Genomic DNA, 22,284 nt, shown 5'->3' with positions numbered 1-22,284 from the left:
TTGTTATTTTATTTGACCCTAGGTCACACGGAATCTATCGTCCGGCCGCCCCTTCAAAACAAGCAGCCCGCCGAGGCTGCATGCCGGAGACAAATCCATGCGCACACCGCGCCCTGCCTCGAAGTTTCGTGTCGTCGTTTCGTTGATCGGTCTCTCGCTGGTCCTGGCCGCCTGCGGTGGTGGCGGTGGAGGAGGAAGCCCCGGCTTCTTCCTGCCGACCGTGCCGCCCGCCAGCGGCAACAACCCGCCGGCCGAGGAGCCGCTGGGCACAGTGCCCCCGCCCATGCTGCCCGTCGTGGCCTGCGCCGACCTGGCCGGCAAGAGCCTGCCCGCCGCACTCATCAGCCTGCCCACGCAGGGCGCCATCGTCACCAGCGCCACGCCCGTGGCGGCCGGCGACGCGGGCAACACCCTGGGCGATTACTGCCGCGTGCGCGGCACCATCGCGCCGGTGGACCCGGCCTCGCAGCTCATCCACTTCGCGGTCAACCTGCCCGAGCAGTGGAACCAGAAGACCATCCACTTCGGTGGCGGCGGTTTCGACGGCGTGCTCATCGACGGCACCGAGGTCATCCGCTTCGGCCCCGCCGGCAAGCCCGCGCCGCTGGCGCTGGGCTACGCCACCTACGGCGACGACTCGGGCCACCAGTCGAGCAGCATCACCGACGGCAAGTTCGCGGCCAACGACGAACAACTGGCCAACTACGGCGGCCAGTCGCTCAAGAAGACGCGCGATGTGGCGCAGGCGCTGGTGTTCGCGCGTTACGCAGTCAAGCCCAGGCACGCCTACTTCCTCGGCACCTCGACCGGCGGGCGCGACGCGCTGAGCTACATCCAGCGCTGGCCGCAGGACTACGACGGCGTGATCGCCAACGAGCCGGCGCTCAACTACACCGGCACGCGGCTGTCGAACGTGGCTGTGGGTCGCGCGCTGTACAACGACGGCGGCAAGGGCTGGCTCAACCTCACCGAGACGCTGCTGGTGCAGAAGGCCGCGATGCAGGCCTGCGACAAGCTCGACGGCGCGATCGACAACATCGTGAGCAATGTGGAGAGCTGTCGCCAGCTCAACACGCAGATCCTCGCGTCGCTGCGCTGCCCCAACGGCGCCGACACGGCGGACACCTGCCTGTCGGACGCGCAGATCGACACGGTGCACGCCATCGAATCGCCGCTCGAGTTCACGACGTACTCGCTGGCCAACGGCGTGAAGCGCGCGGGTGGCTACAACCTGCTCGAAGGCGCGCTCGTGGCTGGCCCGTACACCACGCGCGACCTCGGCACGCGCAAGGCACCGGGCAACCCCGCCACCTCGGCCGACGCCAACATGTACGTCACGGGCGACCAGTGGGTGAAGTTCTTCGTCACGCGCGATGCCGGTTTCAACACGCTCACCTTCGATCCGCAGAACCCCGGCACGTACGCGGCGCGCGTGACCGAGGTGTCGAAGCTCACCGACGCGACCGACCCGAACCTCGCGCCCTTCTTCGCGCGCGGCGGCAAGCTGATCATGCTGCACGGCCTGGCCGACGAGGTGATCAGCCCCAACTCGACCATCGACTACTACCGGCAGCTCGTCGCCACGCTGGGCCAGGCCGCGGTCACGCAGAGCGTGCGCTTCTACACCGTGCCCGGCATGGGCCATGGCACCGGCAGCTTCATTCCCAACTGGGACTCGCTCGCGGCGCTCGAAGGCTGGGTCGAGGCCGGCCTCGCGCCCGCCACGCCCGTGGCGGTGGACGCCGTGGCCGGCAGCTACGGCCGCACGCGCCCGCTGTGTCAGTTTCCGTCGTGGCCCAGGTACCGCGGCAGCGGCAGCCTCGATGCGGCCGTCAACTACAGCTGCGTGACCGAGGTCGGCGACCCGCTCGCCTGCCCGAACCTGCCCGCGAGCGCAACGCGCTACAAAGGCGGCAACAGCTTCGGCGAGGAACTGCAGGTGCAGATCGACCCGGCCACCATGGCCTACATCGTCACCATCGATGCGAGCCACGCACCCACGCGGGTCGGCACGCAGCGCAGCGGCTCGCTCGTGTCGCAGGGCAGCTGCAGCTACACCAGCGGCGAGAGCGGGGCGGTGTTCAGCTTCGGGGCCGGCGGCGTGCTGCTGGGCGGCGTGAATCCGCCGAGCGGCAGCGGCTTCTCGCCGCTGGTGGCGTTCCAGAACACCTTCCAGAATGTGTTGCCGTCGACGGACTTCCGCTCGGTGTCGCTGATCTTCAACGCGGCCGGCGTGGAGCAGCTCGGCGCGGGCACCACGGCGGCGTTCTCGTCGGCGGGGCGGCTGCGCAATGCGGGCACCTTCCAGTTCTGCCGCAGCCCGGCGTCGAACAGCTTCATGACCTACGACCAGACCTGCAAGAACACCGAGAAGGGCTACCTGAGCTACAGCACGGCGCGCGGCGCCTTCGACATGTACACGACCTCGACCTCGTCGAGCGGCACCGCCGAGACCGAGGGCGGCACGCTCACCGGCTCGGTGGTGATCGGGCTGGTCAACGGCGTGTCGACGCCGCTGTACCTGCGCCGCGTGGCCACCGCCGTGCCGGCGGGCGACACCAGCAGCGGCGCGGCCACCGTCATCCAGCCGGGCCTGCGCCTGCTCGCGGTGCAGCAGACCCTGATGCCCGGCGCGGCCGATGGCAGCTACGCCATGGCCAGCGTGAAGGGCGAGGGCCGCGAGGCCACCGTGGTCGGCACGGCCTTCAACCTCGGCGGCGCGGCCACCACGCTGGGCTACGACACGCCGGTGCTCGGCGTGGCGCAGGCCGGCGCCGGCCGGCCGGGCCACCTCATCTTCAACAGCGGCGTCGTGGGCTTCGTCACCACCGACGGAGCGAACGCGACGCTGGACCTCGGAGTACGCCATTGAAAAAATACCTCTCGCAACTGGCCGCCTTCGCTTGGCTGGGTGCAACGCCGCTGCTGTCCGCGCACGCGGCGCCCGCCACCGCGCCCAAGCCCACGGCCTGCCCGTCGCCGGTGCCGGAGAGCGCGCGCTGCTACACCGGTGAGGACGGCGTGGGCTCGTTCTACTGGATCGCCATCCCGAAAGACTGGCAGCGCGGCGTGCTCGTGATGCACGCGCACGGCGGCCCCGAGACCGGCGCACCCAAGCTCGCGCGCAGCGAGGAAGACCTCAAGCGCTGGGCCGTCACCGTGAAGGCCGGCTATGCCTGGGCCGGCTCCACCTACCGGCGCGGCGGCTACGGCGTGACGATGGCGGCGCAAGACACCGAGCGGCTGCGCCAGATCGTCGTGCGCCACTTCGGCGTGCCGAAGCGCACGCTGCTGCACGGGCAGAGCTATGGCGCGGGCGTGGCGGCGAAGGCGGCCGAGCTCTATGCGCCGGTGGGCGATGCGAAGTCGCCGTACGACGGCCTGCTGCTCACCAGCGGCGTGCTCGGCGGTGGCAACAGCGCCTACGACTTCCGGCTCGACCTGCGCGTGGTCTACCAGTACGTCTGCCGCAACCATCCCAAGCCCGACGAGCCGCGGTACCCGCTGTGGATGGGCCTGCCGATGGACGCGAAGCTCACGCGCGCGGACCTCGCTGCGCGCGCCAAGGACTGCACCGGCGTCGGCATGCCGGCCGCGCAGCGCACGCCCGAACAGGCGGCGCGGCTGAAGACGATCCTGTCGGTCGTGAAGATTCCCGAACGCTCGCTCGTCGGCCATCTCAACTGGGCGACCTGGCTGTTCCAGGACCTCGTGCAGCAGCGCCTGCAGGGCCGCAACCCCTTCGGCAACATCGGCGTGGTCTACAGCGGCTCGGCCGACGATGCGGTGCTCAACGCCGGCGTGCTGCGTTACGCGGCCGACCCGCAGGCCCAGGGCGCACTCGCGGCCGACAGCCAGCCCACCGGCCGCACCTCGCTGCCCACCGTAGGCCTGCATGCCATCGACGACCCCACGGCGTTCGTCGAACTCGAGAACGCCTACCGCCGCATCCGCGACACAGCCGGCACCGGCGGCAACCTCGTGCAAAGCTTCAGCGCCGAGCGCGAGCACAGCTACCTCAGCGATTCGGAATACCCCGCGCTCTTCGGCGCGCTGCTCGACTGGATCGACAAGGGCGAGAAGCCCACGCCCCAGAGCCTGGCGCAGCGCTGCGTGGCGCTCATGCCGCGCTACGACACCGACGGCAAGAACGGCTGCCACATCCAGCCCGAGTGGCAACCGCCCACGCTCGAAAGCCGCGTGCCTTCGCGCGCCCCCTGATTCTCTTTTTGACCTTGACGGAGACTTCCATGAAAAAACTGTTCGCCCTCGCGGCGATGGCCCTGGCCGTGTGCGCCCACGCGCAGGACTTTCCCGCGGGCAAGCCCGTGACCATCGTCGTGCCCTTCGCGGCCGGCGGCCCGACCGACCGCGTCGCGCGCGACCTCGCCGAGGCACTGCGCAAGCCGCTGGGCGGCGCCAGCGTCATCATCGACAACGTGCCCGGCGCGGGCAGCTCCATCGGCGCGGCCAAGGTCGCGCGCGCCAACCCCGACGGCTACACGCTGCTGCTCAACCACATCGCGATGGCGACCGTGCCGACGCTGGTGCGCAACGTGCCGTTCAAGGTCGAGACCGACTTCGAGTACCTGGGCATCGTCAACGACGTGCCCATGACGCTCATCGCCAAGCCCAGCCTTCCGGCCACCAACTACAAGGAACTGACCGCCTGGATCGCCGCCAACAAGGGCAAGATCAACCTGGGCAACGCGGGCATCGGCTCGGCCTCGCACCTGTGCGGTTTGCTCTACCAGAGCGCCACGAAGACCGAGATGACACCCGTGCCTTACAAGGGCACGGCGCCCGCCATCACCGACCTCATCGGCGGCCAGATCGACCTCTTGTGCGACCAGAGCACCAACACCTCGCCGCAGATCGAGGCGAAGAAGGTCAAGGCCTATGCCGTGACCACGCCCAAACGCCTGACCACGCCGCTCTTGAAAGACCTGCCCACGCTCGAGGAGGCCGGGCTGAAGAACTTCCAGGTGACGATCTGGCACGGCCTGTACGCGCCCAAGGGCACGCCCGCGCCGGTGCTCAAGAAGATCAGCGACGCGCTGAAGGCGGCACTGAAGGACGCCGACTTCATCAAGCGCGAGGAAGCGCTCGGCGCCGTGGTCGCCACCGACGGCCGTATCGAGCCCGAGGGCCACAAGAAGTTCGTGGCGGCGGAGATTGCGAAGTGGAGCCCGATCATCAAGGCGGCGGGGGTGTACGCGGACTGAGGTTGTCGGCCGCGCGCATCGCGCTCAGAGCCCGTGGATGGCAACGGTGGCCCAGAAGGTGGCCCACACGCCGATCAGCCCCAGCAGTGCCATGACGGCGACGTAGGCGATGAAGTACGTCACGCGTCTTGCGATGCTGGGGGTGGCTGGAACCTGCCTCCAGTAGATCAACCCTGCCCACAAGAGCAGGGCGCAGGCGGCGAGGGCTACACCGGTCCCCGTCAATGTCAGGACCTGGCGTCGAGCCAGGCCGGTGAGAAGGACGTTGAGGACCGGGATCGAAACGGCCCACGTGAGCACGCTCAGCGTGAATCGGATCGCCATGCCTGCTGTGTTGGCTGAGTTCTGTGCTGTCATTTTTCTCTCTCCCTGTCGGACCGTTGTGGCCTCCTCAAAATCATAGGGAGCGCTGTCTCATGCACGCGCAGCAGGTCACGCGGGAATCAGCAATGACCGTGACGCAAGTAGCTTGTGAGCCGCTGCAATCGCAAACCGATCGCGAGCCCTCACCCCAACCGCATCGACAACTCCACGTCACCGCCGAACGGCACCGACAGATACCCGTTTTCAGGTGAGCGCACGCGCGCCAGGTACTCCGGGCTGTGGTCGGCGTTGTCCGCCACGATCAGCGCGCCCGGCCGCAGGTGCGGTTCGACCAGCGCCAGCACGTCGGGGTAGAGCGCCTTCGCGCCATCGAGCATCAAGAGGTCGATGGAGGCTGGCAGGTCGACCGCCAGCGTCTGCAGCGCATCGCCTTCGCGGATCTCGACCAGGTCGGCCACGCCGCCTTCGGCCAGGTGCGCGCGGGCCCTGGCGACCTTCGAGGGTTCGAACTCGCTGCCGATCAGGCGGCCGCCGCCGTTGTCGCGCAGCGCCGCGGCCATGTACAGGGTGGACAGGCCGAACGAGGTGCCGAACTCCACGATGTGGCGCGCGTTCGTGCTGCGCGCCAGCTGGTACAGCAGCACGCCGGTCTCGCGCGACACCGGCAGCCACACATCCTTGAGCCGGCTGTAGAGCGCGATGTACTCGGTCTTGCTGTGCATCAGCCGGTGGCGCTCCTGCGGGCTGACGTCGGCGATGGCCGGGCTGGTGGCCGCGCTGGCCTCCTGGAACAGGCGGTCCAGCAAGGGCGCGAGGGGTGCGATGGTCAAGGTGGTCACGGGGTTCTTTCGTGTGAAAAGCAGATGAGAAATACTATGAAGAACCCTTCATGTTTTCCATTCGCGTTCCGCAGCGCTCCCATGACCGACCGTCAAAGCACCCCGATCTCCTCTCGCCGGCAGCCCAAGCAGGCGCGCTCGGCCGACCTTCTCGGCGCCATTCTTCAGGCAGCTGTTCAGGTTTTGGCGAAAGAAGGCGTGCGCCGCTTCACGACGACGCGCGTCGCCGAAAGGGCGGGCGTGAGCGTCGGGTCGGTCTACCAATACTTCCCGAACAAGGCGTCGATCCTGTTCCGTCTGCAGAGCGATGAATGGCGGCAGACGACGGAGATGATGCGCGGCATCCTCGGGGATACGCAGCGGCCCGCACTCGAGCGCCTGCGCCTGCTGACGCACGCGTTCGTCCGCTCCGAATGCGAAGAGGCGGATGTGCGAACGGCGTTGGGTGACGCCGCGCCGTTCTACCGCGATGCACCCGAGGCACAAGAGGTGCGCGCCGCCGGCGACGAGATCGTTCGCGTGTTCATGCAGCAGGCGCTGCCAGCGGCGTCCGATGCCACGCGCCAGATCGCAGGCGACCTGATCGTGGTGACGCTCAGCGCAGTGGGAAAAGAGTTTTCCGAGAGCCCCCGCACCGACGCCGAGATCGAGGCGTGGGCGGACGCGATGGCCGACATGTTCTGCGTCTACATGGACAGCCTGGCCTCGCGCTGAGCCTTCAGTGCCGCCATGCGGGGGCGGCTCGCCCCCGGCAAGGGCTTCAGCCGCCCCTCAGAACGTGCCCGGCAACAGGATGTCCGACTTCACATCGTCGATCTGCGTGCGGCCGCAGAAGGCCATCGTGATGTCCAGTTCCTTGTGGATGATCTGCAGCGCGCGCGTCACGCCTTCCTGGCCGTAGGCGCCTAGGCCGTACAGGAAGCTGCGCCCGATCAGCGTGCCGCGTGCGCCGAGCGCGCGGGCCTTGAGCACGTCCTGGCCGCTGCGCACGCCGCCGTCCATCCACACCTCGATCTGGCTGCCCACGGCATCGGCGATGGCCGGCAGCGCGGCGATGGACGACGGGGCGCCGTCGAGCTGGCGCCCGCCGTGGTTCGACACGATGAGCGCGTCGGCGCCGCTGGCCACGGCCAGGCGTGCGTCTTCGGCGTCCATGATGCCCTTGAGGATCAGCTTGCCGCCCCAGCGCTTCTTGATCCACTCGACGTCGGCCCAACTCAGGGCCGGGTCGAACTGCTCGGCGGTCCACGACGACAGCGACGACAGGTCTTTCACGCCCTTGGCATGGCCGGCGATGTTGCCGAAGGTGCGGCGCTTGGTGCCCAGCATGCCCATGCACCAGCGCGGCTTGGTCGCCAGGTTGATGAGGTTCTTGATGGTGGGCTTGGGCGGCGTCGACAGACCGTTCTTGATGTCCTTGTGGCGCTGGCCGAGGATCTGCAGGTCGAGCGTGAGCTGCAGCGCCGACACGTTGGCGGCCTTGGCGCGGTCGATCAGGCGCTCGATGAAGTCGCGGTCCTTCATCACGTAGAGCTGGAACCAGAAGGGATGCCGGTCGGTGTTCTCGGCGATGTCTTCCAGCGAGCAGATGCTCATGGTCGAGAGCGTGAACGGAATGCCGAAGGCCTTGGCCGCGCGCGCGCCCAGGATTTCGCCGTCGGCGTGCTGCATGCCGGTCAGGCCCGTGGGCGCGATGGCCACGGGCATGGCGACCTCCTGGCCGATCATGGTGGTGCGGGTGGAGCGGCCCTCCATGTTCACGGCCACGCGCTGGCGCAGCTTGATCTTCTGGAAGTCGCTCTCGTTGGCGCGGTAGGTGCCCTCGGTCCAGGCGCCGGAGTCGGCGTAGTCGTAGAACATCTTCGGCACGCGCCGCTGGGCGATCGCCCGCAGGTCTTCGATGCAGGTGATCTTGGAAAGGTCGGGCACGGGGGAGTCTCCTGGCTGGTGTTATGGGGGGCGCGGCGCGCTGCAGCCCATGCGGGCCACGGCAGCGCCGGGGGTCGAGTCTGCAGGGGAAACGCGCCGGCCACCTGAAAAAAGCCCACACCCCGGCTGAAAATTATTCAGCCCGGCTCGCGCAGCGCCTGGCGCAGCCATTCGACGAAGGTGGCGCATTCCCAGCGCTCCATGGTGCCGGGGCGCCAGCACAGGAAGTAGGCGTTGGGCGAGGGCGCGCTGTGCGGCGACAGGCGCACCAGCCGGCCGTTGTCGAGCCAGGCGCGGCCCAGCCGCAGGTGCATGAGCACCACGCCGAAGTCTTCAGCGGCGGCATCGAGCGCCAGCCCCAGGTCGTTGAACTGGTGACCCACGGCCGGCTCGGGCAGGCCGATGCCGCAGGCCTTGAACCAGATGCGCCACGACTCCAGCGGCGTGCGCAGCAGCTGCACGCGCGCCACCTCGGCATCGGTCGAAAAGTGCTGCTCGAAGGGCCCGTGGCGTTCCAGGTAGGCCGGGCTGCACACCGGCGAGACGTCGTCGGCCAGCAGCTGGCAGAACTCGCGGTCGTGGAACGGGCCGGTGCCGAAGCGCAGCTCGATGTCGGCGTCTTCGGCCGTGAAGTTGCGCACCGGCATGGTCACCTGCAGCATCAGCTCGATGGTCGGGTAGGCGTCGCGAAACTCGGCCAGCCGGGGCAGCAGCATCTGGCGCGAGAAGGTGGGCGTGACCGCCACGCGCAGCCGCCGCACCTGCGACGCGGGCTCGCGCCCCGGCACCTGCTGCAGCGCCGCGATGGCCTCGCGCACGCGCGCCAGGTAGGCCACGCCGTCGGCGCTCAGGCCGAAGTCGTTGCCCGTGAAGAGCTTGAGCTCGAGCTGCGTCTCGAGCTGGCGGATGCGGTGGCTCACGGCGCTGGGCGTCACGCTGAGCTCCTCGGCCGCCAGGTTCACGCTGCGCAGCCGCGCGACGGCCTCGAAGGCCTGCAGGCCCTGGGTCGAGGGAAGTCGCGTCGATGCCATGTGTTTTGGGAAGGAGTGAGCGATGCGATGTTATCGAAGGGCGACGAGCGCATCGAGCAGCCGCCGCAGGTCGTCGACCGCCTCGCGCGCCAGCGCCGCATCGCCCATCTGCGCCTTGACGATGGCGCCGTCGACGCCGAGCGCGGCCGCCTGCGCAACGGCCATGCGCTGCGGGCCGTCGGGCAGCAGGCCGGCGATCACCTCGACCATCTCGCGCTTGTGCTCGCGCGCGATGTCGGCGGCGCCGGCCACGCTGGCCCCCACTTCCACCACCGAGTTGATGAAGGCACAGCCCCGAAACAGCGGGTCGGCGAACCACTCGGCCATCACGTCGGCCAGCACCGGCAGCGCCTGCCCCTGCGCGATGCGCTGCTGCGCGTCGCGCCGGCCCAGCGCATCGACGAACCAGGCCATCCACACGCCGTGCCGGTGGTCGAGAAAGGCGCGCACCAGATCGTCCTTCGACGGGAAGTGCCGGTAGAAGGTGACCTTGGTGACGCCCGACGCGGCGATCACGCGGTCGATGCCGGTGGCGCGGATGCCGTCGGCATAGAAGAGCTCGTGCGCCGTGAGCAGGATGCGCTCGCGCGCAGGCAGTGCAGAGATGTCCATGCGGCGATTGTAGGCATGTAGACAGGTCTGTCTACTCATGGCACATTGCGGGCCTTCATCACTTCATCTTTTGACTGAAAGACCGCCATGGAATCCCGTCCGCCGCTGCCGCCCTTCACCCTCGAATCCGCTCACCAGAAAGTCCAGGCCGCCGAAGATGCCTGGAACTCGCGCGACCCCGTGCGCGTGAGCCTGGCCTACACGCCCGACACCGAATGGCGCAACCGCGCGGACTTCGTCAATGGCCGCGAACAGGTGGTGGCGTTCCTGTCGCGCAAGTGGGAGCGCGAGCACGACTACCGCCTGAAGAAGCAGCTGTGGGCCTTCATGGACAACCGCATCGCGGTGCGCTTCGAGTACGAATGGCACGACGCCGCGGGCCAGTGGTTCCGCAGCCATGGCAACGAGAACTGGGAGTTTGCGCAGAACGGGCTGATGCAAAGGCGCTACGCGAGCATCAACGACCAGCCCATTGCGGAATCGGAGCGCAAGTTCCGCTGGGAGCGCTGAAGCGGTCTTGCTCCTTCCCCCGCTGGGGGAAGGTTGGGATGGGGGCAGGCCTTCGAACAGGCGCCATGTTTTTTCGGAGGCCGCGTGCCTCCAACCCAGCCCTCCCCCGGAAGGGGAGGGAGCAAGTCAGCTGGGCATGTCTGTTGCTAGTCCTGTTGCATCCGTTTCAACCCGGGAGCCAAGCCACATGAACCGCAACGACGTCACCGAGAAGATCATCACCGTGAAGGTGTCCAAGGGCATCCAGTGGGCCGACGTGGCCAAGAAGATCGGCCTGTCGAAGGAGTGGACCACCGCCGCCTGCCTCGGCCAGATGACGCTCGACGACAAGCAGGCCAAGGCCGTCGGCAAGATCTTCGGCCTCACGCCCGAGGAGCAGAAGTGGCTCCAGGTCGTGCCCTACAAGGGCTCGCTGCCCACGCCCGTGCCCACCGACCCGCTGATCTACCGCTGGTACGAGGTGGTGAGCGTGTACGGCACCACCATCAAGGAACTGATCCACGAGGAGTTCGGCGACGGCATCATGAGCGCCATCGACTTCAGCATGGACATCCAGCGCCAGCCCGACCCGAAGGGCGACCGCGTCAACGTGGTGCTGTCGGGCAAGTTCCTGCCGTACAAGAGCTACTGACGTTCGGCTTTCAGTCAGTACACCGGTGCCGCAGGCTTCGGCCGCGGCGTCGGGGCCGGGCGCCAGCCGGGGCCCGCCATGCCGTAGCGTGCGCCCTCGATGGCACCCGCAATGGCACGCGCCACGCCGTCGACCGGTGTTGTCAGCCGCCGCCGCGTGCGCATGCGCTCGAAGGCGTAGCTGTCGGCGATGCGCTCGGCCAGCGGGTCGGCGGCTTCGGCCACGTCGGGGCTCACCAGCGAGACGTGCACACGCCCCGCGTGTTCCCGCCGCAGCCCTTCCGAAATTGCCTGCACCGCGTACTGCGTGCCGTGGTACACGGCCGAGTCGGGCGTGGCGCCGCCCATGGCCACCGGTGCGACGTTGACGATGTGGCCCCAGCCCTGCTCCTGCATCGTGGGCAGCACGGCCGCCACGCCCAGCAGCATGCCGCGCAGGTTGACGTCGATCATCAGCTCCCACTCCTCGATCTTGCGCTGCCACAGCGGCGACAGCGGCATCACGCCGGCGGCGTTCACCAGCACGTCGATGCGGTCGTGCGTGTCGAGGGCGAACTCGGCAAAGGCCTCCATGTCGGGCCGGTGCGTCACGTCGAGCCGACGGAAGCTCGCCGAGCCGCCGGTGGCATTGATCTCGGCCGCAAGCGCCGCGAGCCGTTCGGTGCGGCGCGCGCCGAGCACCACATGGGCGCCACGCCGCGCGAGCCGCCGCGCCGTCGCCTCGCCGATGCCGCTGCTGGCGCCGGTGACGAGAACCACTGTGTCCTGGATTGCACTCATACAAAACTCCTCATGCGGGTCGGTGCGCCATGGCGCGAAGGGTGCGCCGGGCATGCAGAGGAGTCTCGGGGCGAAGGGGCCGGAGGCGGTATCCGGATCGAACGAGGTTTTTGCCTGATCCTGCGAAATGCAGAAAAAGGCGGGCCGTGCATTTGGCCGTGTCAGGCGCGCCGGCCCAGCCGATTCCCCAAAGCCAGCAGCCCCCATCCCGCCAACCCGAAGGTCAGCGCGATACCCGCCGCATAGACGGCCACGCCGCCGTAGCCGCCCACGTTGGCGGGATTGAGGAAGGGATAGGGGTACCAGCCGATGTGGCTGCCGCGCACCAGCGTGTAGACTAGGTAGGCCATCGGAAAGACCAGCGTCCACAGCAGTTGCCGGCCGCCGAGGCGCGTGCGCGGCGGTTGCAGCAGCCAGTCGAGCAGCACGACGCACGGCATGACGTAGTGCAGCAGCGTGTTGATCCACGGCCGCAGCGCGCCGAGGTCGACGTCGCACAGCAGCAGCGAGAAGACGATGCCGACCACTACCATGTTCACGGCCGAGATGGCGCGCAGCCCCTCGTCGGGCCCCGTGGACGCCGGCTGCCAGAGGCGGCGCGCGCCGAGCACCAGCACGATCGCCGCGAACAGGTTCGAGAGGTTGGTGAAGAAGCTGAAGAAGTTGACGACGTCGAAGCCCATGCGGACATGGATCGCCAGCTGCCAGCCGATCGCCACCAGGGTCAGCAGGCCGAAGAAGAGGCGCAGGGCGGGCCAGATCACGGGATGCTGCCCTCGGCTCAGGGCTTGCAGTTGCCGCCCATGGACACCGAGCCGTCCTTGCACTCGGTGAGCATCGGCTCGCCGCGCGGTGCGGGGGCTGATGGGGATGCAGGGGCCGGCGAGGCCGCGCCGCCTTCGCGCTGGTAGACGATCTTCTTGGTGCCGAGGTCGCAGCTGCCCACCACCTGGCCGCTTGCCGTGGCGGTGGCATCGACGGTGACGACGCTGAAGTTCGTCACGCCCGACGTGGCGATCTTGGCCTCGATCTCGGCGCGCAGCGTGTCGCAGTTGCTCTGGGCGTGGGCGCCGCCGGCGGCCACGAGCAGGGTCGAGGCGGCAGCAGCAGTCACAAGCAGACGGAGTTTCATGAGGGCCTGCCTTTCTTTTCTCTTGCAGTGGAATGGGGGCGGGGGAGTCGACGTCTAGTTTCGCGCTGCGCGGCGGCAGACGCAAAGACAAACGCAAAAACAAACGGCCTGCCGCGCGAGCGACAGGCCGTTGGTGTGGGGGCTTCCGGGTCAGTGCAGACCCGGAAGACGCAGGCGCAGCGGAATCAGGCCGCCGGTGCCAGCGCCGCGTTCAGCGTGGCGCTCGGGCGCATCACGGCTTCGTACTTCTTCGGGTCGGCCAGGTAGTAGCCGCCGATGTCCACGGCCTTGCCTTGCACGGCGGCGAGTTCGTCGACGATCTTCTTCTCGTTGGCGGTCAGCGTCTCGGCGAGCTTCTTGAACTTGGCCTGCAGGTCCTTGTCCTCGGTCTGCGCGGCGAGTTCCTGGGCCCAGTACATGGCCAGGTAGAACTGGCTGCCGCGGTTGTCCAGCTGACCGGTCTTGGGCGACGGGTTCTTGTTGTTGTCCAGCAGCTGGCCGGTGGCGGCGTCGAGCGTCTTGGCCAAAATCTTGGCTTGCGCGTTGCCGGTCTTCAGGCCCAGGTCTTCCAGGCTCACGGCCAGCGCGAGGAATTCACCCAGCGAATCCCAGCGCAGGTGGTTTTCTTCCACCAGCTGCTGCACGTGCTTGGGGGCCGAGCCGCCCGCGCCGGTCTCGTACATGCCGCCGCCGGCCATCAGGGGCACGATCGACAGCATCTTGGCCGAGGTACCCAGTTCCATGATGGGGAACAGGTCGGTCAGGTAGTCGCGCAGGATGTTGCCGGTGGCGCTGATGGTGTCCAGGCCGCGCACGACGCGCTCCAGCGTGTAGCGCATGGCGCGCACCTGGCTCATGATCTGGATGTCCAGGCCCGTGGTGTCATGCTCGTGCAGGTACATCTTGACCTTGGTGATCAGCTGCGCCTCGTGCGGGCGGTAGGCGTCGAGCCAGAACACGACCGGCATGCCGGAGTTGCGTGCGCGGTTGACGGCCAGCTTCACCCAGTCGCGAATGGCGGCGTCCTTGACCTGGCACATGCGCCAGATGTCGCCTTGCTCCACGTCTTCGCTCATCAGCACTTCGCCGGTGTCCAGGTCGGTGATGTTGGCCACGCCGTCTTCGGGGATCTCGAAGGTCTTGTCGTGCGAGCCGTACTCTTCGGCCTTCTGGGCCATGAGGCCGACGTTGGGCACGGTGCCCATGGTCTTGGGGTCGAAGGCGCCGTGCCACTTGCAGAAGTTGATGATCTCCTGGTAGATGCGGGCGAAGGTCGATTCGGGCATCACGGCCTTGACGTCCTTCAGGCGGCCGTCGGCGCCCCACATCTTGCCGCCGTTGCGGATCATGGCGGGCATCGAGGCGTCCACGATCACGTCGTTGGGCGAATGGAAGTTGGTGATGCCCTTGGCCGAGTCGACCATGGCCAGCTCGGGGCGGCCTTCGTGGCAGGCGTGCAGGTCACGCTTGATCTCGTCCTGCGTGCTCTGGGGCAGCGTGGCGATCTTGTTGTACAGGTCGACCATGCCGTTGTTGACGTTGATGCCCAGCTCGTCGAACAGCTTGCCGTGTTTCTCGAAGGCTTCCTTGTAGAAGATCTTCACGCAGTGGCCGAACACGATGGGGTGCGAGACCTTCATCATGGTGGCCTTCACGTGCAGCGAGAACATGACGCCGGTCTTGTGCGCGTCTTCGATCTCCTTTTCATAGAAGGCCAGCAGCGCCTTCTTGCTCATGAACATGGAGTCGATGACTTCGCGGTCGAGCAGGGCGACCTTGGACTTGAGCACGATGGTCTTGCCGCTCTTGGTCAGCAGTTCCATCTTGACGTTGCGCGCGCGGTCCAGGGTCATGGACTTTTCGCCGTGATAGAAGTCGCCGCCGTGCATGTGCGAGACGTGCGAGCGCGAGGCCTGGCTCCACTCGGCCATGCTGTGCGGGTTCTTGCGGGCGTATTCCTTCACGGCGCGGGGCGCGCGGCGGTCGGAGTTGCCTTCGCGCAGCACGGGGTTCACGGCGCTGCCGGTGCACTTGTTGTAGCGCGTGCGGATGTCCTTGTCCTCGTCCGAGGTCGGGTTCTCCGGGTAGTCGGGGATCTTGTAGCCCTTGCCCTGCAGTTCCTTGATCGCCGACTTGAGCTGCGACACCGAGGCGCTGATGTTGGGCAGCTTGATGATGTTGGCGTCGGGCTGCAGCGTGAGCTTGCCCAGTTCGGCCAGGTTGTCGGGCACCTTCTGGTCGTCGCTCAGGAATTCGGGGAACTCGCCCAGGATGCGGGCGGCCACCGAGATGTCGCTCGTCGTCACGTTGATGCCGGCCGGAGCCGTGAAGGCGCGCACGATGGGCAGGAAGGCGTAGGTCGCCAGCAGGGGCGCCTCGTCGGTGAGGGTGTAGACGATGGTGGGTTGCTTCGTGCTCATGCGCTTGCTTCCGTAGGTTCTGGGTTGTCGAGAGGGCTGAAATTTCATTGGGCGAAATGGACTTTCGCCGGAGCCCCCCATTGTCGCCCGGTCGGGCCGGGGCGCGGTCGGAGAAACCCCGATGACCCCTCTGCCAGGGCTTCGCGCGATGGCTACCATTGCGCCCCATGAAAAAGCTGCCTCTTGCCGGGATCGTCGGTCTTCTCGCGTCGCTGCCGGCCGGCCCCGTGCTCGCCGCGCCTGCCGCACAGGTCTTCGTGGCCGTCAAGACACCCGAGGCCGTCGACGCCATGTGGCGCGCCCACCTGTGCGCCTTGCTGCCCCAGCCCTGCGATGCGCAGGCGCTGAAGCTGCACCGCCCGCGCGACGGCGGCGCACCCGACGACTACCTGCTCACCTCGGAAAAGCCCCTGGCCATGGCGCGCCTGAAGCGCGACGCCGGCACCGGTGGCTGGCAGCTCGCGCAGCTGCACGATTTCTCGACCTACGTGGCCTCGCAGCAGCGCGACCGCCCCAGCGACCACCCCGAGCTGCACCTGGCCCTCGCGCCGGTGCTCTACCCGCTGGCCGAAGGCCGCTGGGCCGTGGCCGTGACCCAGCGCGAATCGGAAAGCTATTCGGGCGGCGGCGCGTCCTATGTGACGGCCGACTTCGTGCCGCTGGACACGCCGCCCGGGCAGCGCGCCAAGGCCGCGCGCGAGGGCATCCCGTACTGGTGTTCGCGGTCGATCCGTGCCTGCTTCAGCGAGAAGGAATACAAGACCTCGAAGCACTGCCACGACGAAAGCCGCGGCAGCCTGCGCATCGCCTACGACGTGCCGGCGAAGGCCGGCGGTCCCTATGGGTGGCGCTACACCTGGCTGCAGAGCGAGTGGCCGGCGCACACGGGGCCGGCCGGCAACAAGCGCACCAGCGTCGACTTCACGGACGACAGCGCGCAGAAGCCGACCGCCTGCGACGGCGGGCTGCAGTAGCCAGACAGCAGCAGCGGATCAGTGCCGCGGCACGGTCACCGCGCCCACGTGCAGCGTGCGCCCTGCGCCCAGCCCCGCCATGACCAGCACCACGCCCAGGCCGACGAACAGCCACGCCGAGGCGCGGAAGCTGCCGGTCCAGCCGTGCAGCAGCCCGGCCAGCAGCGGACCGAAGGCCGCCACCATGTAGCCCACGCCCTGCGCCATGCCCGACAGGTGCGCGGCAATGTGCGAATCGGGCGAGCGCAGCACGATCATGGTGAGCGCCAGCGCGAAGGTGCCGCCCTGCGAAATGCCCAGCACCACGGCCCAGGTCCACATGCCGCCGGGGGCGTCCAGCGGCGCGAACAGCATGGCCAGCATGGCCGCCACCGTCATCGCCGACAGCACCACCGCCAGCGCGCGCTGGTTGCGCAGCTTCACGGCCAGCGCCGGCACCACGAGGCAGGTCACGACCTGCGTCATGACCGACAGCGACACCACGTAGCCGGCCATTTCGCCGCTGAGCCCGCGCTCGCGCAGGATCGGCGCCAGCCAGCCCATCACGATGTACGCCAGGGCCGACTGCAGGCCCATGAAGAAGGTCACCTGCCAGGCCAGCCGGTCGCGCCACAGGCCGCGCACGGTGAAGCCCGACTCGCTCGCCACCGGCTTGAGCGGCAGCGCCTGCGGCGCCCAGATGAACGTGACCAGCGCGGCCGGCACGGCCCACATGGCGAGCGCCAGCGTCCAGCCGCCGCCCAGCGCGTGCTCCAGCGGCACCGTCAGGCCCGCGGCGCTGGCGGCGCCGCCGCAGACGGCCATGGTGTACAGGCCCATCATCAGCGCGGCCTGCTTGGCGAAGTCGCGCTTCACCAGGCCCGAGAGCAGCACATTCGACACCGCGATGCCGCTGCCCGCGATGGCCGAGGCCAGGAACAGCAGCGGGATGTTGCCGGTGCCGCGCAGCACCGTGCCCACGCCGATCAGCACCATGCAGCCCAGCAGCGTGCGCTCGGTGCCGAAGCGGCGCCCGAGCCAGGGCGCCATCGGCGCGAACACGCCCAGGCAGACGATCGGCAGCGTGGTCAACAGGCTCGCGGCGGTGGCCGACAGGCCGGTGGCGCGGATGATTTCCGGCAGCACCACCGACAGGCTGGCGAACACCGGCCGCAGGTTGAAGGCGATGAGCACCACCGTCAGGCCCAGCAGCAGCCGGCGGCCCCGGCTGGGGGTGGGCGTGGGGCGCGGCGCGGGCAGGCTGTCGACTTCGGCGTCGATCAGCAGTTCTTCGGCGCCCGATGGCGCCGCCTGGGTGCGCGCAGCGGTGGCGGCACCCGTGGGCAAGGTCATGGCGCTCATGCGGTGCCCAGTGCGAGCGCGTTGAGCGTCGGCGCCATCAGCTCGCGCACGGCGGCGGCGGCGCGCTCGGGGTCGCGGCTGGCAATGCCTTCGACGATGGCGCGGTGCGCCGCCTCGTCGGGCTCGGGCAGGCTGGCGCTCAGCGTGCTGGCGATGGTTTCCTTGATGTAGCCGGTGATGAAGCGGCAGGTCTCGACCAGCGCCAGGTTGCCCGACACATCGACGATGGCCAGGTGGAAGGCCAGGTCGCGCTCGATGAAGGCCGCGCCGCCGTCGGCCAGGTCGGGCTGGCCGCGCTTGTCGAGCAGGGCGTGCAGCCGGCGCAGGTCTTTCGCGGTGTGGCGCACGGCGGCGAGCCGGGCGGCCTCGACCTCGAGCGCGCGGCGCACCTCGAACTGGTCGCGCAGGCTGGCCAGGCGCAGCTTCTGCAGGCTGGCCGAGGGGTCGAAGCCCGATCGCACGTAGGTGCCCGAACCCTGCTGCACCTCGAGCAGGCCGCGCGAGACCAGCGTCTTCACCGCTTCGCGCACCGTGCCGCGGCTCACGCCCAGCAGTTGCGCCAGCTGGGGCTCGATGGGAATGCGAGAACCGATGGGCCAGCGGCCCGAGGCGATCTCGGTGCGGATGCTGTTCGCGGCGGCGTCGGCCAGGGAGGTGCGAGGAGGTTGGACGAGCATGGGATCAGGCCGGCTTATTCATTGAATGATTGGATGAATTTAACCATTGTTAAAAAGACGCGGTCAACGGGAGGGGCATGAAGGCGGCGCGACGGGGTGCCGGGCCGCCTGGTTTACCAGCTGCCCGAGGCGCCGCCGCCGCTGCTGGAACCGCCGCTGTCCGAGGAGGACGAAGACGACGAGGATGAAGAAGAGGATGAACTGCTGCTGCTCCAGCCGCTGTCGTCGTCGTCGCCGCTGCCCGACTCCATGACGCCGGGCGGCAGGAAGCCGATCAGCATCGAGAAGAACGCCGCCAGCGCGATGGGAATCCACGAGGTGTCCGGCACCGGGCCGGGTGAGGTGATGTGGAACACGTAGCCGCAGATGCCGGCCACGATGGCCAGCCGGATGAGGAAGCTGACCATGCTGCGCTGGAAGGTGTTGACCATGCAGCGCACGATGACCACCGCGAACAGCGTCACGCCGCCGATGCACAGCGCCCACAGGAAGCCCCACCAGAAGCGGTCGGCGCCGACCGTCCACGCGATGGCGACCAGCGACGCGATCACGAGCACGAAGCCGCCCATGAAGATGGCTGCCGTGCGCGATATGCCGCAGAGAAAGCCCAGGCCGTAGCCGAAGATCGCCGGCATCGCCAGCACCAGCGCGATGGCCGGGTTCAGCAGCGCCGCGCCGGCCGCCAGCGGGCCGGCCCCGAGCAGGCCGAGCACCAGGCGCAGGTCGCGTGGGGCAGGGCGCGCACGCGTCGGTTCGGGCTTCATTGCCGCCAGGGCGTCGGCCCAGGGTTCGGGGCCCGCGCTGCCTTTGCGCTGGCCCTTGCGTTTTTTCTCTTCGGCACGCCGCGAGGCCGAGCTGCCGCGCGGCGGGTCGCGCTCGATGCCGCGGCCGTGGCAGATGCCCAGGCCCAGGCCCCACAGCACCACGCCCAGCAGGCCCCAGCCCTCGGGCGTGACGCGGCCGCCGCGCGAGAGGCTGGTGACTTTCTCTTCGTCAGGTGCGGCGGCGTGGTCCACGACGATCTGCTGCGATTCGGGCGCGACGACGCCCACTTCGCCGTCGAGCAGCCGCGCGAGCGCGCCCACGGCCGCCTGCACGCCGCCGGCGAAGTCGCCCTCGCGAAAGCGCGGCGCCATCTCGCGGTCGATGATGCGGGCCGCCTGGATGTCGGTCACCGTGCCTTCGAGCCCGGTGCCGACCTCGATGCGCATGCGGCGGTCTTTCTGCGCCACGAGCAGCAGGATGCCGTCGTCGGCGTCGCTGCGGCCCAGCCGCCACTTCGCGAAGACGCGCGTGGCGTAGCTCTCGATGGTGTCCTCGCCCGTGGTCGGCACGATGAGCACGGCGAGCTGGGCCTGGGTGCGGCTCTGGATGTCGGCGATCTGCGCGCGCAGCGCCTCGGCCTCGCCGGCCGGCAGCGCCTGCGCGAGGTCGACCACGCGCGAACTCATCGGCGGCACCGGCACGGGCTTGGCCTGCGCGGCGCGCGGGACGGCCAGGCACAGCACCAACAGCAGCAGGCCCAGGCACAGCGACAGCCAGCGGGGCAGCGACAACGGCGCGCGCATCGGCGTGTTCATCGGCGCGCGCCTTTGGCCGCCACCACGCCCGCGCCGCGCACCTCTACCCGGCGCTGGTCGACCACCTTGCCGCTGGCGTCCACCAGTTCGATCAGGTGCCGCCCCGGCCACGGCAGCCACTGCGCGCTGTTGCCGCGCGCGTGGAACTTGCCGTCGATGCGCCACTGCACGCCGCGCCCTTCGGCTTCGAAGCGCACGCGCTGGCGCTGCGGCGGAATGTCGGGGTCGAGCGCGAGGATCGTGCCGTCGGCCGGCGCCGTGATGCGCGCCGAGGCGGCGTCGCTCGCCATGCCGGTGTCGAGCGCGAACAGCGGCTGCTCGGTGCCCTGCAGAAACCATTCGCTGCGCGCCGCTTCGAGCGGGCTGCCGTCGGCGCCCGGGCCGAAGCTCACGCGCGCCTCGACCAGCCCGGCGGGCGGCGCGGGCGCGCGGCTGGGTTCGCGTGCGTGCAGGAAGCGCATCACCTCGGCCCACACCGGCGCGGCGCCGCTGGTGCCGCTCACGTCCCACATCGAGGCGCCGCTGGCGTTGCCGACCCATACGCCGACCGTGTAGCGCTGCGACCAGCCCACGGCCCAGTTGTCGCGCATGTCCTTGCTGGTGCCGGTTTTCACGGCGGTCCAGAAGCGGGTGGACAGGATGCTGTCCAGCCCGAAGGTGCGCGTGCGCGCGTTCGGGTCGGAGAGGATGTCGCCGACGATGAAGGCGGCGCGCGGGTCGAGCTGTGGCGCAGCTTCTGCAGGCTTCGCCTTGGTGGCCGGGGCAGGGCGTGGCGTGAGCGTGGTCGCCCCGAAGCGTCCGCCATTGGCCATCATGCGGTAGGCATTGGCCAGCGACAGCAGCGACACCTCGGCGCTGCCCAGCGCCAGGCTGTAGCCGTAGTAGTCGCCGCTCTCGCGCAGCGGCAGGCCGGCGGCGCGCAGCTCGCGCGCGAAGGCTTCGGGCGACACCATCACCAGCGTGCGCACGGCCGGCACGTTGAGCGAGGCGGCCAGCGCGGTGCGCGCCGACACCGGGCCCTTGAAGCGGCGGTCGTAGTTCTGCGGAATGTAGAGGCCGCTCGCGGTGCTGATCTGCGCCGACGAATCCTCGATGAGCGAGGCCGCCGTGATGCGCTTCTCGGCCAGGGCCTGCGCGTACAGCAGCGGCTTGAGCGTGGAGCCGGGCTGGCGCAGCGCGGTCACGCCGTCGACCTCGGCGGCCTGGCTCAGCGGGCCCGAGGAGCCGACCCAGGCCAGCACCTCGCCGCTCGCGTTGTCGAGCACCACGAGCGCGCCGTCTTCGACGTGGCGCCCGCGCAGCTCGCGCAGGTGGCGCTGCAGGCTGTCGAGCGCGTAGCGCTGCAGCGGCGCGCGCAGCGTGGTGCGGACGCTGGCGGGTGGGGTGGACTTGTCGTTCCCGGCATCACGCCATTCGCGCAGCACCCGCCGTGCGGCATGCGGCGCGATGCCTTCGTTGGGCTCGAACGCGCGCCGCTGCACCACCGCGCTGGTGAACATGTCGAGCGCTTCGCAGTCGGCCTTCGCGCTGGGCTCCATCACGCGCAGCACCTCGCAGGCGCGCTGCGCCACCAGCGCGGGGCGGGCGTTGGGCGCGCGCACCAGCGCGGCGGCCACGGCGGCTTCGCGCGCGTCGAGCCCGCTCGGGGCCTTGCTGAAGAGCGTGCGCGAGAGCGCGTCGATGCCGACGATCTCGCCGCGGAAGGGCACCGTGTTCAGGTAAGCCTCGAGGATCTGGTCCTTGCGCCAGCGGCGCTCCAGCTGCGTGGCGGCCACGGTCTGGCCGATCTTCTGCGTGAAGCTGCGCCCGCCTGCCGCGCGGCGCAGGTCGTCGTCGAGCAGTCCCGCCAGCTGCATGGTGATGGTCGAAGCGCCGCGCGTGCGCGTGTTCCACAGGTTGCCCCAGGCCGCGGCCGAGGCGGCGCGCCAGTCGACGCCGCTGTGTTCGTAGAAGCGCTTGTCTTCGCTCAGCAGCATGGCCGCGCGCAGCGCGGGCGACACGTCGGCCAGCGCGGTCCACTGGCCGCGCCGCACCGTGGGGTCGGTGCGCACGCGCTGCAGCAGCTCGCCCTGGCGGTCGAGCACGGCGGTTTCGGAGGAGCGGAAGTCGCGCTTCACTTCTTCGAAGCTGGCCAGCGCCCAGGCCGAGGGTGCGGCGGCTGCCGTCAGCAGGACCACGGCCAGGGTGTGCCGGGCGGTGGAAGAAAACGAGAACGCAAGAGGCATCGCAGCAGACGGGGCCGCGGGGCGGCAGGCAAAGCGGAGACGGCCCATTCTCCGC

The 22,284-nt window shown here is 69.2% G+C and carries 20 protein-coding genes; 7 read left to right on the top strand and 13 right to left on the bottom strand.

Features of this window, described 5'->3' with window-relative positions:
• Nucleotides 1-97 precede the first annotated feature (97 nt).
• From AC07OH_RS20075 to AC07OH_RS20065, 3 genes are read left to right on the top strand one after another with little or no spacing between them, the layout of a single operon-like run.
• Nucleotides 98-2,872, top strand: coding sequence for a tannase/feruloyl esterase family alpha/beta hydrolase (locus AC07OH_RS20075; protein ID WP_495301881.1), 2,775 nt, complete (start codon nucleotides 98-100; stop codon nucleotides 2,870-2,872).
• Entirely contained in the window at nucleotides 2,869-4,221 is a 1,353-nt protein-coding gene (locus tag AC07OH_RS20070; RefSeq protein WP_495301880.1) for an alpha/beta hydrolase family protein, read from the top strand. Before AC07OH_RS20075 ends, AC07OH_RS20070 begins: the two co-directional genes overlap by 4 nt.
• Nucleotides 4,222-4,250: 29 nt before the next feature.
• A complete protein-coding gene (locus AC07OH_RS20065) occupies nucleotides 4,251-5,225 on the top strand; it encodes a tripartite tricarboxylate transporter substrate-binding protein (RefSeq protein WP_495301879.1) in 975 nt (324 codons plus the stop codon).
• 24 nt (nucleotides 5,226-5,249) lie between these two features.
• Here the strand turns inward: AC07OH_RS20065 and AC07OH_RS20060 are convergent, their stop codons facing one another.
• Entirely contained in the window at nucleotides 5,250-5,582 is a 333-nt protein-coding gene (locus tag AC07OH_RS20060; RefSeq protein WP_495301878.1) for a hypothetical protein, read from the bottom strand.
• A gap of 149 nt (nucleotides 5,583-5,731) precedes the next feature.
• Nucleotides 5,732-6,388: an O-methyltransferase gene (locus AC07OH_RS20055; protein ID WP_495301877.1), complete on the bottom strand. Its 657-nt coding sequence runs from the start codon at nucleotides 6,386-6,388 to the stop codon at nucleotides 5,732-5,734.
• A gap of 81 nt (nucleotides 6,389-6,469) precedes the next feature.
• On the opposite strand from AC07OH_RS20055, the gene AC07OH_RS20050 reads away from it, so the two are divergent.
• On the top strand, nucleotides 6,470-7,102 hold the full coding sequence (locus tag AC07OH_RS20050; protein WP_495301876.1) for a TetR/AcrR family transcriptional regulator: 633 nt from the start codon (nucleotides 6,470-6,472) through the stop codon (nucleotides 7,100-7,102).
• A gap of 57 nt (nucleotides 7,103-7,159) precedes the next feature.
• Here the strand turns inward: AC07OH_RS20050 and AC07OH_RS20045 are convergent, their stop codons facing one another.
• From AC07OH_RS20045 to AC07OH_RS20035, 3 genes are all read right to left on the bottom strand, one after another.
• Complete coding sequence (locus tag AC07OH_RS20045) at nucleotides 7,160-8,317, bottom strand: alpha-hydroxy acid oxidase (RefSeq protein ID WP_101493230.1); 1,158 nt, start codon at nucleotides 8,315-8,317, stop codon at nucleotides 7,160-7,162.
• A 137-nt stretch (nucleotides 8,318-8,454) separates the two neighbouring features.
• Nucleotides 8,455-9,348: a LysR substrate-binding domain-containing protein gene (locus tag AC07OH_RS20040; RefSeq protein WP_062478020.1), complete on the bottom strand. Its 894-nt coding sequence runs from the start codon at nucleotides 9,346-9,348 to the stop codon at nucleotides 8,455-8,457.
• Between the two features lie 30 nt (nucleotides 9,349-9,378).
• Nucleotides 9,379-9,960, bottom strand: coding sequence for a TetR/AcrR family transcriptional regulator (locus AC07OH_RS20035; RefSeq protein ID WP_062478023.1), 582 nt, complete (start codon nucleotides 9,958-9,960; stop codon nucleotides 9,379-9,381).
• 87 nt (nucleotides 9,961-10,047) lie between these two features.
• On the opposite strand from AC07OH_RS20035, the gene AC07OH_RS20030 reads away from it, so the two are divergent.
• Both AC07OH_RS20030 and cynS read left to right on the top strand, forming a co-directional pair.
• The gene (locus tag AC07OH_RS20030; RefSeq protein WP_495301875.1) at nucleotides 10,048-10,470 is read left to right on the top strand and encodes a nuclear transport factor 2 family protein; all 423 of its coding nucleotides are present in this window, start codon (nucleotides 10,048-10,050) and stop codon (nucleotides 10,468-10,470) included.
• 187 nt (nucleotides 10,471-10,657) lie between these two features.
• Nucleotides 10,658-11,101: a cyanase gene (gene cynS, locus AC07OH_RS20025; RefSeq protein ID WP_495301874.1), complete on the top strand. Its 444-nt coding sequence runs from the start codon at nucleotides 10,658-10,660 to the stop codon at nucleotides 11,099-11,101.
• A gap of 14 nt (nucleotides 11,102-11,115) precedes the next feature.
• Here the strand turns inward: cynS and AC07OH_RS20020 are convergent, their stop codons facing one another.
• The 4 genes from AC07OH_RS20020 to AC07OH_RS20005 all read right to left on the bottom strand — a co-directional run bounded on the left by AC07OH_RS20020 (nucleotide 11,116) and on the right by AC07OH_RS20005 (nucleotide 15,432).
• A complete protein-coding gene (locus tag AC07OH_RS20020) occupies nucleotides 11,116-11,880 on the bottom strand; it encodes an SDR family oxidoreductase (protein WP_062478031.1) in 765 nt (254 codons plus the stop codon).
• Nucleotides 11,881-12,041: 161 nt separating this feature from the next.
• Nucleotides 12,042-12,644, bottom strand: a complete 603-nt coding sequence (locus AC07OH_RS20015) for a Pr6Pr family membrane protein (RefSeq protein ID WP_495301873.1) — start codon at nucleotides 12,642-12,644, stop codon at nucleotides 12,042-12,044.
• A gap of 17 nt (nucleotides 12,645-12,661) precedes the next feature.
• On the bottom strand, nucleotides 12,662-13,012 hold the full coding sequence (locus tag AC07OH_RS20010; protein WP_495301872.1) for a DUF1161 domain-containing protein: 351 nt from the start codon (nucleotides 13,010-13,012) through the stop codon (nucleotides 12,662-12,664).
• A gap of 185 nt (nucleotides 13,013-13,197) precedes the next feature.
• Nucleotides 13,198-15,432, bottom strand: a complete 2,235-nt coding sequence (locus AC07OH_RS20005; protein WP_495301871.1) for an NADP-dependent isocitrate dehydrogenase — start codon at nucleotides 15,430-15,432, stop codon at nucleotides 13,198-13,200.
• A gap of 167 nt (nucleotides 15,433-15,599) precedes the next feature.
• Between AC07OH_RS20005 and AC07OH_RS20000 the strand changes: the two genes are divergently transcribed.
• Nucleotides 15,600-16,406 carry a hypothetical protein gene (locus tag AC07OH_RS20000; RefSeq protein WP_495301870.1) on the top strand — a complete coding sequence of 269 codons (807 nt, stop codon included), beginning with the start codon at nucleotides 15,600-15,602 and terminating at the stop codon, nucleotides 16,404-16,406.
• An 18-nt stretch (nucleotides 16,407-16,424) separates the two neighbouring features.
• Here AC07OH_RS20000 and AC07OH_RS19995 read toward each other — a convergent pair whose 3' ends face one another.
• The 4 genes from AC07OH_RS19995 to pbpC form a co-directional block, all read right to left on the bottom strand.
• Entirely contained in the window at nucleotides 16,425-17,747 is a 1,323-nt protein-coding gene (locus AC07OH_RS19995; protein WP_495301869.1) for a CynX/NimT family MFS transporter, read from the bottom strand.
• Nucleotides 17,744-18,424 (bottom strand): FadR/GntR family transcriptional regulator, encoded by a 681-nt coding sequence (locus tag AC07OH_RS19990; RefSeq protein ID WP_495301868.1) that lies wholly within the window; start codon nucleotides 18,422-18,424, stop codon nucleotides 17,744-17,746. Before AC07OH_RS19990 ends, AC07OH_RS19995 begins: the two co-directional genes overlap by 4 nt.
• A gap of 113 nt (nucleotides 18,425-18,537) precedes the next feature.
• Entirely contained in the window at nucleotides 18,538-20,004 is a 1,467-nt protein-coding gene (locus AC07OH_RS19985) for a TPM domain-containing protein (RefSeq protein WP_495301867.1), read from the bottom strand.
• Entirely contained in the window at nucleotides 20,001-22,229 is a 2,229-nt protein-coding gene (gene pbpC / locus AC07OH_RS19980; protein WP_495301866.1) for a penicillin-binding protein 1C, read from the bottom strand. Before pbpC ends, AC07OH_RS19985 begins: the two co-directional genes overlap by 4 nt.
• Between the last annotated feature and the right edge of the window lie 55 nt (nucleotides 22,230-22,284).

The organism is Variovorax sp. GW821-FHT10C12, from assembly GCF_059415405.1.
The sequence above is the reverse complement of the archived record's forward strand: the minus strand, read 5'-3'. Positions and strand labels throughout refer to the sequence as shown.

What these genes read in the sequence shown, in the direction of transcription:
- AC07OH_RS20035 (WP_062478023.1), bottom strand. Translation starts at nt 9,960, where the DNA reads ATGGACATCTCTGCACTGCCTGCGCGCGAGCGCATCCTGCTCACGGCG.
- AC07OH_RS20065 (WP_495301879.1), top strand. Translation starts at nt 4,251, where the DNA reads ATGAAAAAACTGTTCGCCCTCGCGGCGATGGCCCTGGCCGTGTGCGCC.
- AC07OH_RS20005 (WP_495301871.1), bottom strand. Translation starts at nt 15,432, where the DNA reads ATGAGCACGAAGCAACCCACCATCGTCTACACCCTCACCGACGAGGCG.
- AC07OH_RS20075 (WP_495301881.1), top strand. Translation starts at nt 98, where the DNA reads ATGCGCACACCGCGCCCTGCCTCGAAGTTTCGTGTCGTCGTTTCGTTG.
- AC07OH_RS19990 (WP_495301868.1), bottom strand. Translation starts at nt 18,424, where the DNA reads ATGCTCGTCCAACCTCCTCGCACCTCCCTGGCCGACGCCGCCGCGAAC.
- AC07OH_RS20060 (WP_495301878.1), bottom strand. Translation starts at nt 5,582, where the DNA reads ATGACAGCACAGAACTCAGCCAACACAGCAGGCATGGCGATCCGATTC.
- AC07OH_RS20040 (WP_062478020.1), bottom strand. Translation starts at nt 9,348, where the DNA reads ATGGCATCGACGCGACTTCCCTCGACCCAGGGCCTGCAGGCCTTCGAG.
- AC07OH_RS20030 (WP_495301875.1), top strand. Translation starts at nt 10,048, where the DNA reads ATGGAATCCCGTCCGCCGCTGCCGCCCTTCACCCTCGAATCCGCTCAC.
- AC07OH_RS20000 (WP_495301870.1), top strand. Translation starts at nt 15,600, where the DNA reads ATGAAAAAGCTGCCTCTTGCCGGGATCGTCGGTCTTCTCGCGTCGCTG.
- AC07OH_RS19985 (WP_495301867.1), bottom strand. Translation starts at nt 20,004, where the DNA reads ATGAACACGCCGATGCGCGCGCCGTTGTCGCTGCCCCGCTGGCTGTCG.
- pbpC (WP_495301866.1), bottom strand. Translation starts at nt 22,229, where the DNA reads ATGCCTCTTGCGTTCTCGTTTTCTTCCACCGCCCGGCACACCCTGGCC.
- AC07OH_RS20050 (WP_495301876.1), top strand. Translation starts at nt 6,470, where the DNA reads ATGACCGACCGTCAAAGCACCCCGATCTCCTCTCGCCGGCAGCCCAAG.
- AC07OH_RS20020 (WP_062478031.1), bottom strand. Translation starts at nt 11,880, where the DNA reads ATGAGTGCAATCCAGGACACAGTGGTTCTCGTCACCGGCGCCAGCAGC.
- AC07OH_RS20010 (WP_495301872.1), bottom strand. Translation starts at nt 13,012, where the DNA reads ATGAAACTCCGTCTGCTTGTGACTGCTGCTGCCGCCTCGACCCTGCTC.
- cynS (WP_495301874.1), top strand. Translation starts at nt 10,658, where the DNA reads ATGAACCGCAACGACGTCACCGAGAAGATCATCACCGTGAAGGTGTCC.
- AC07OH_RS19995 (WP_495301869.1), bottom strand. Translation starts at nt 17,747, where the DNA reads ATGAGCGCCATGACCTTGCCCACGGGTGCCGCCACCGCTGCGCGCACC.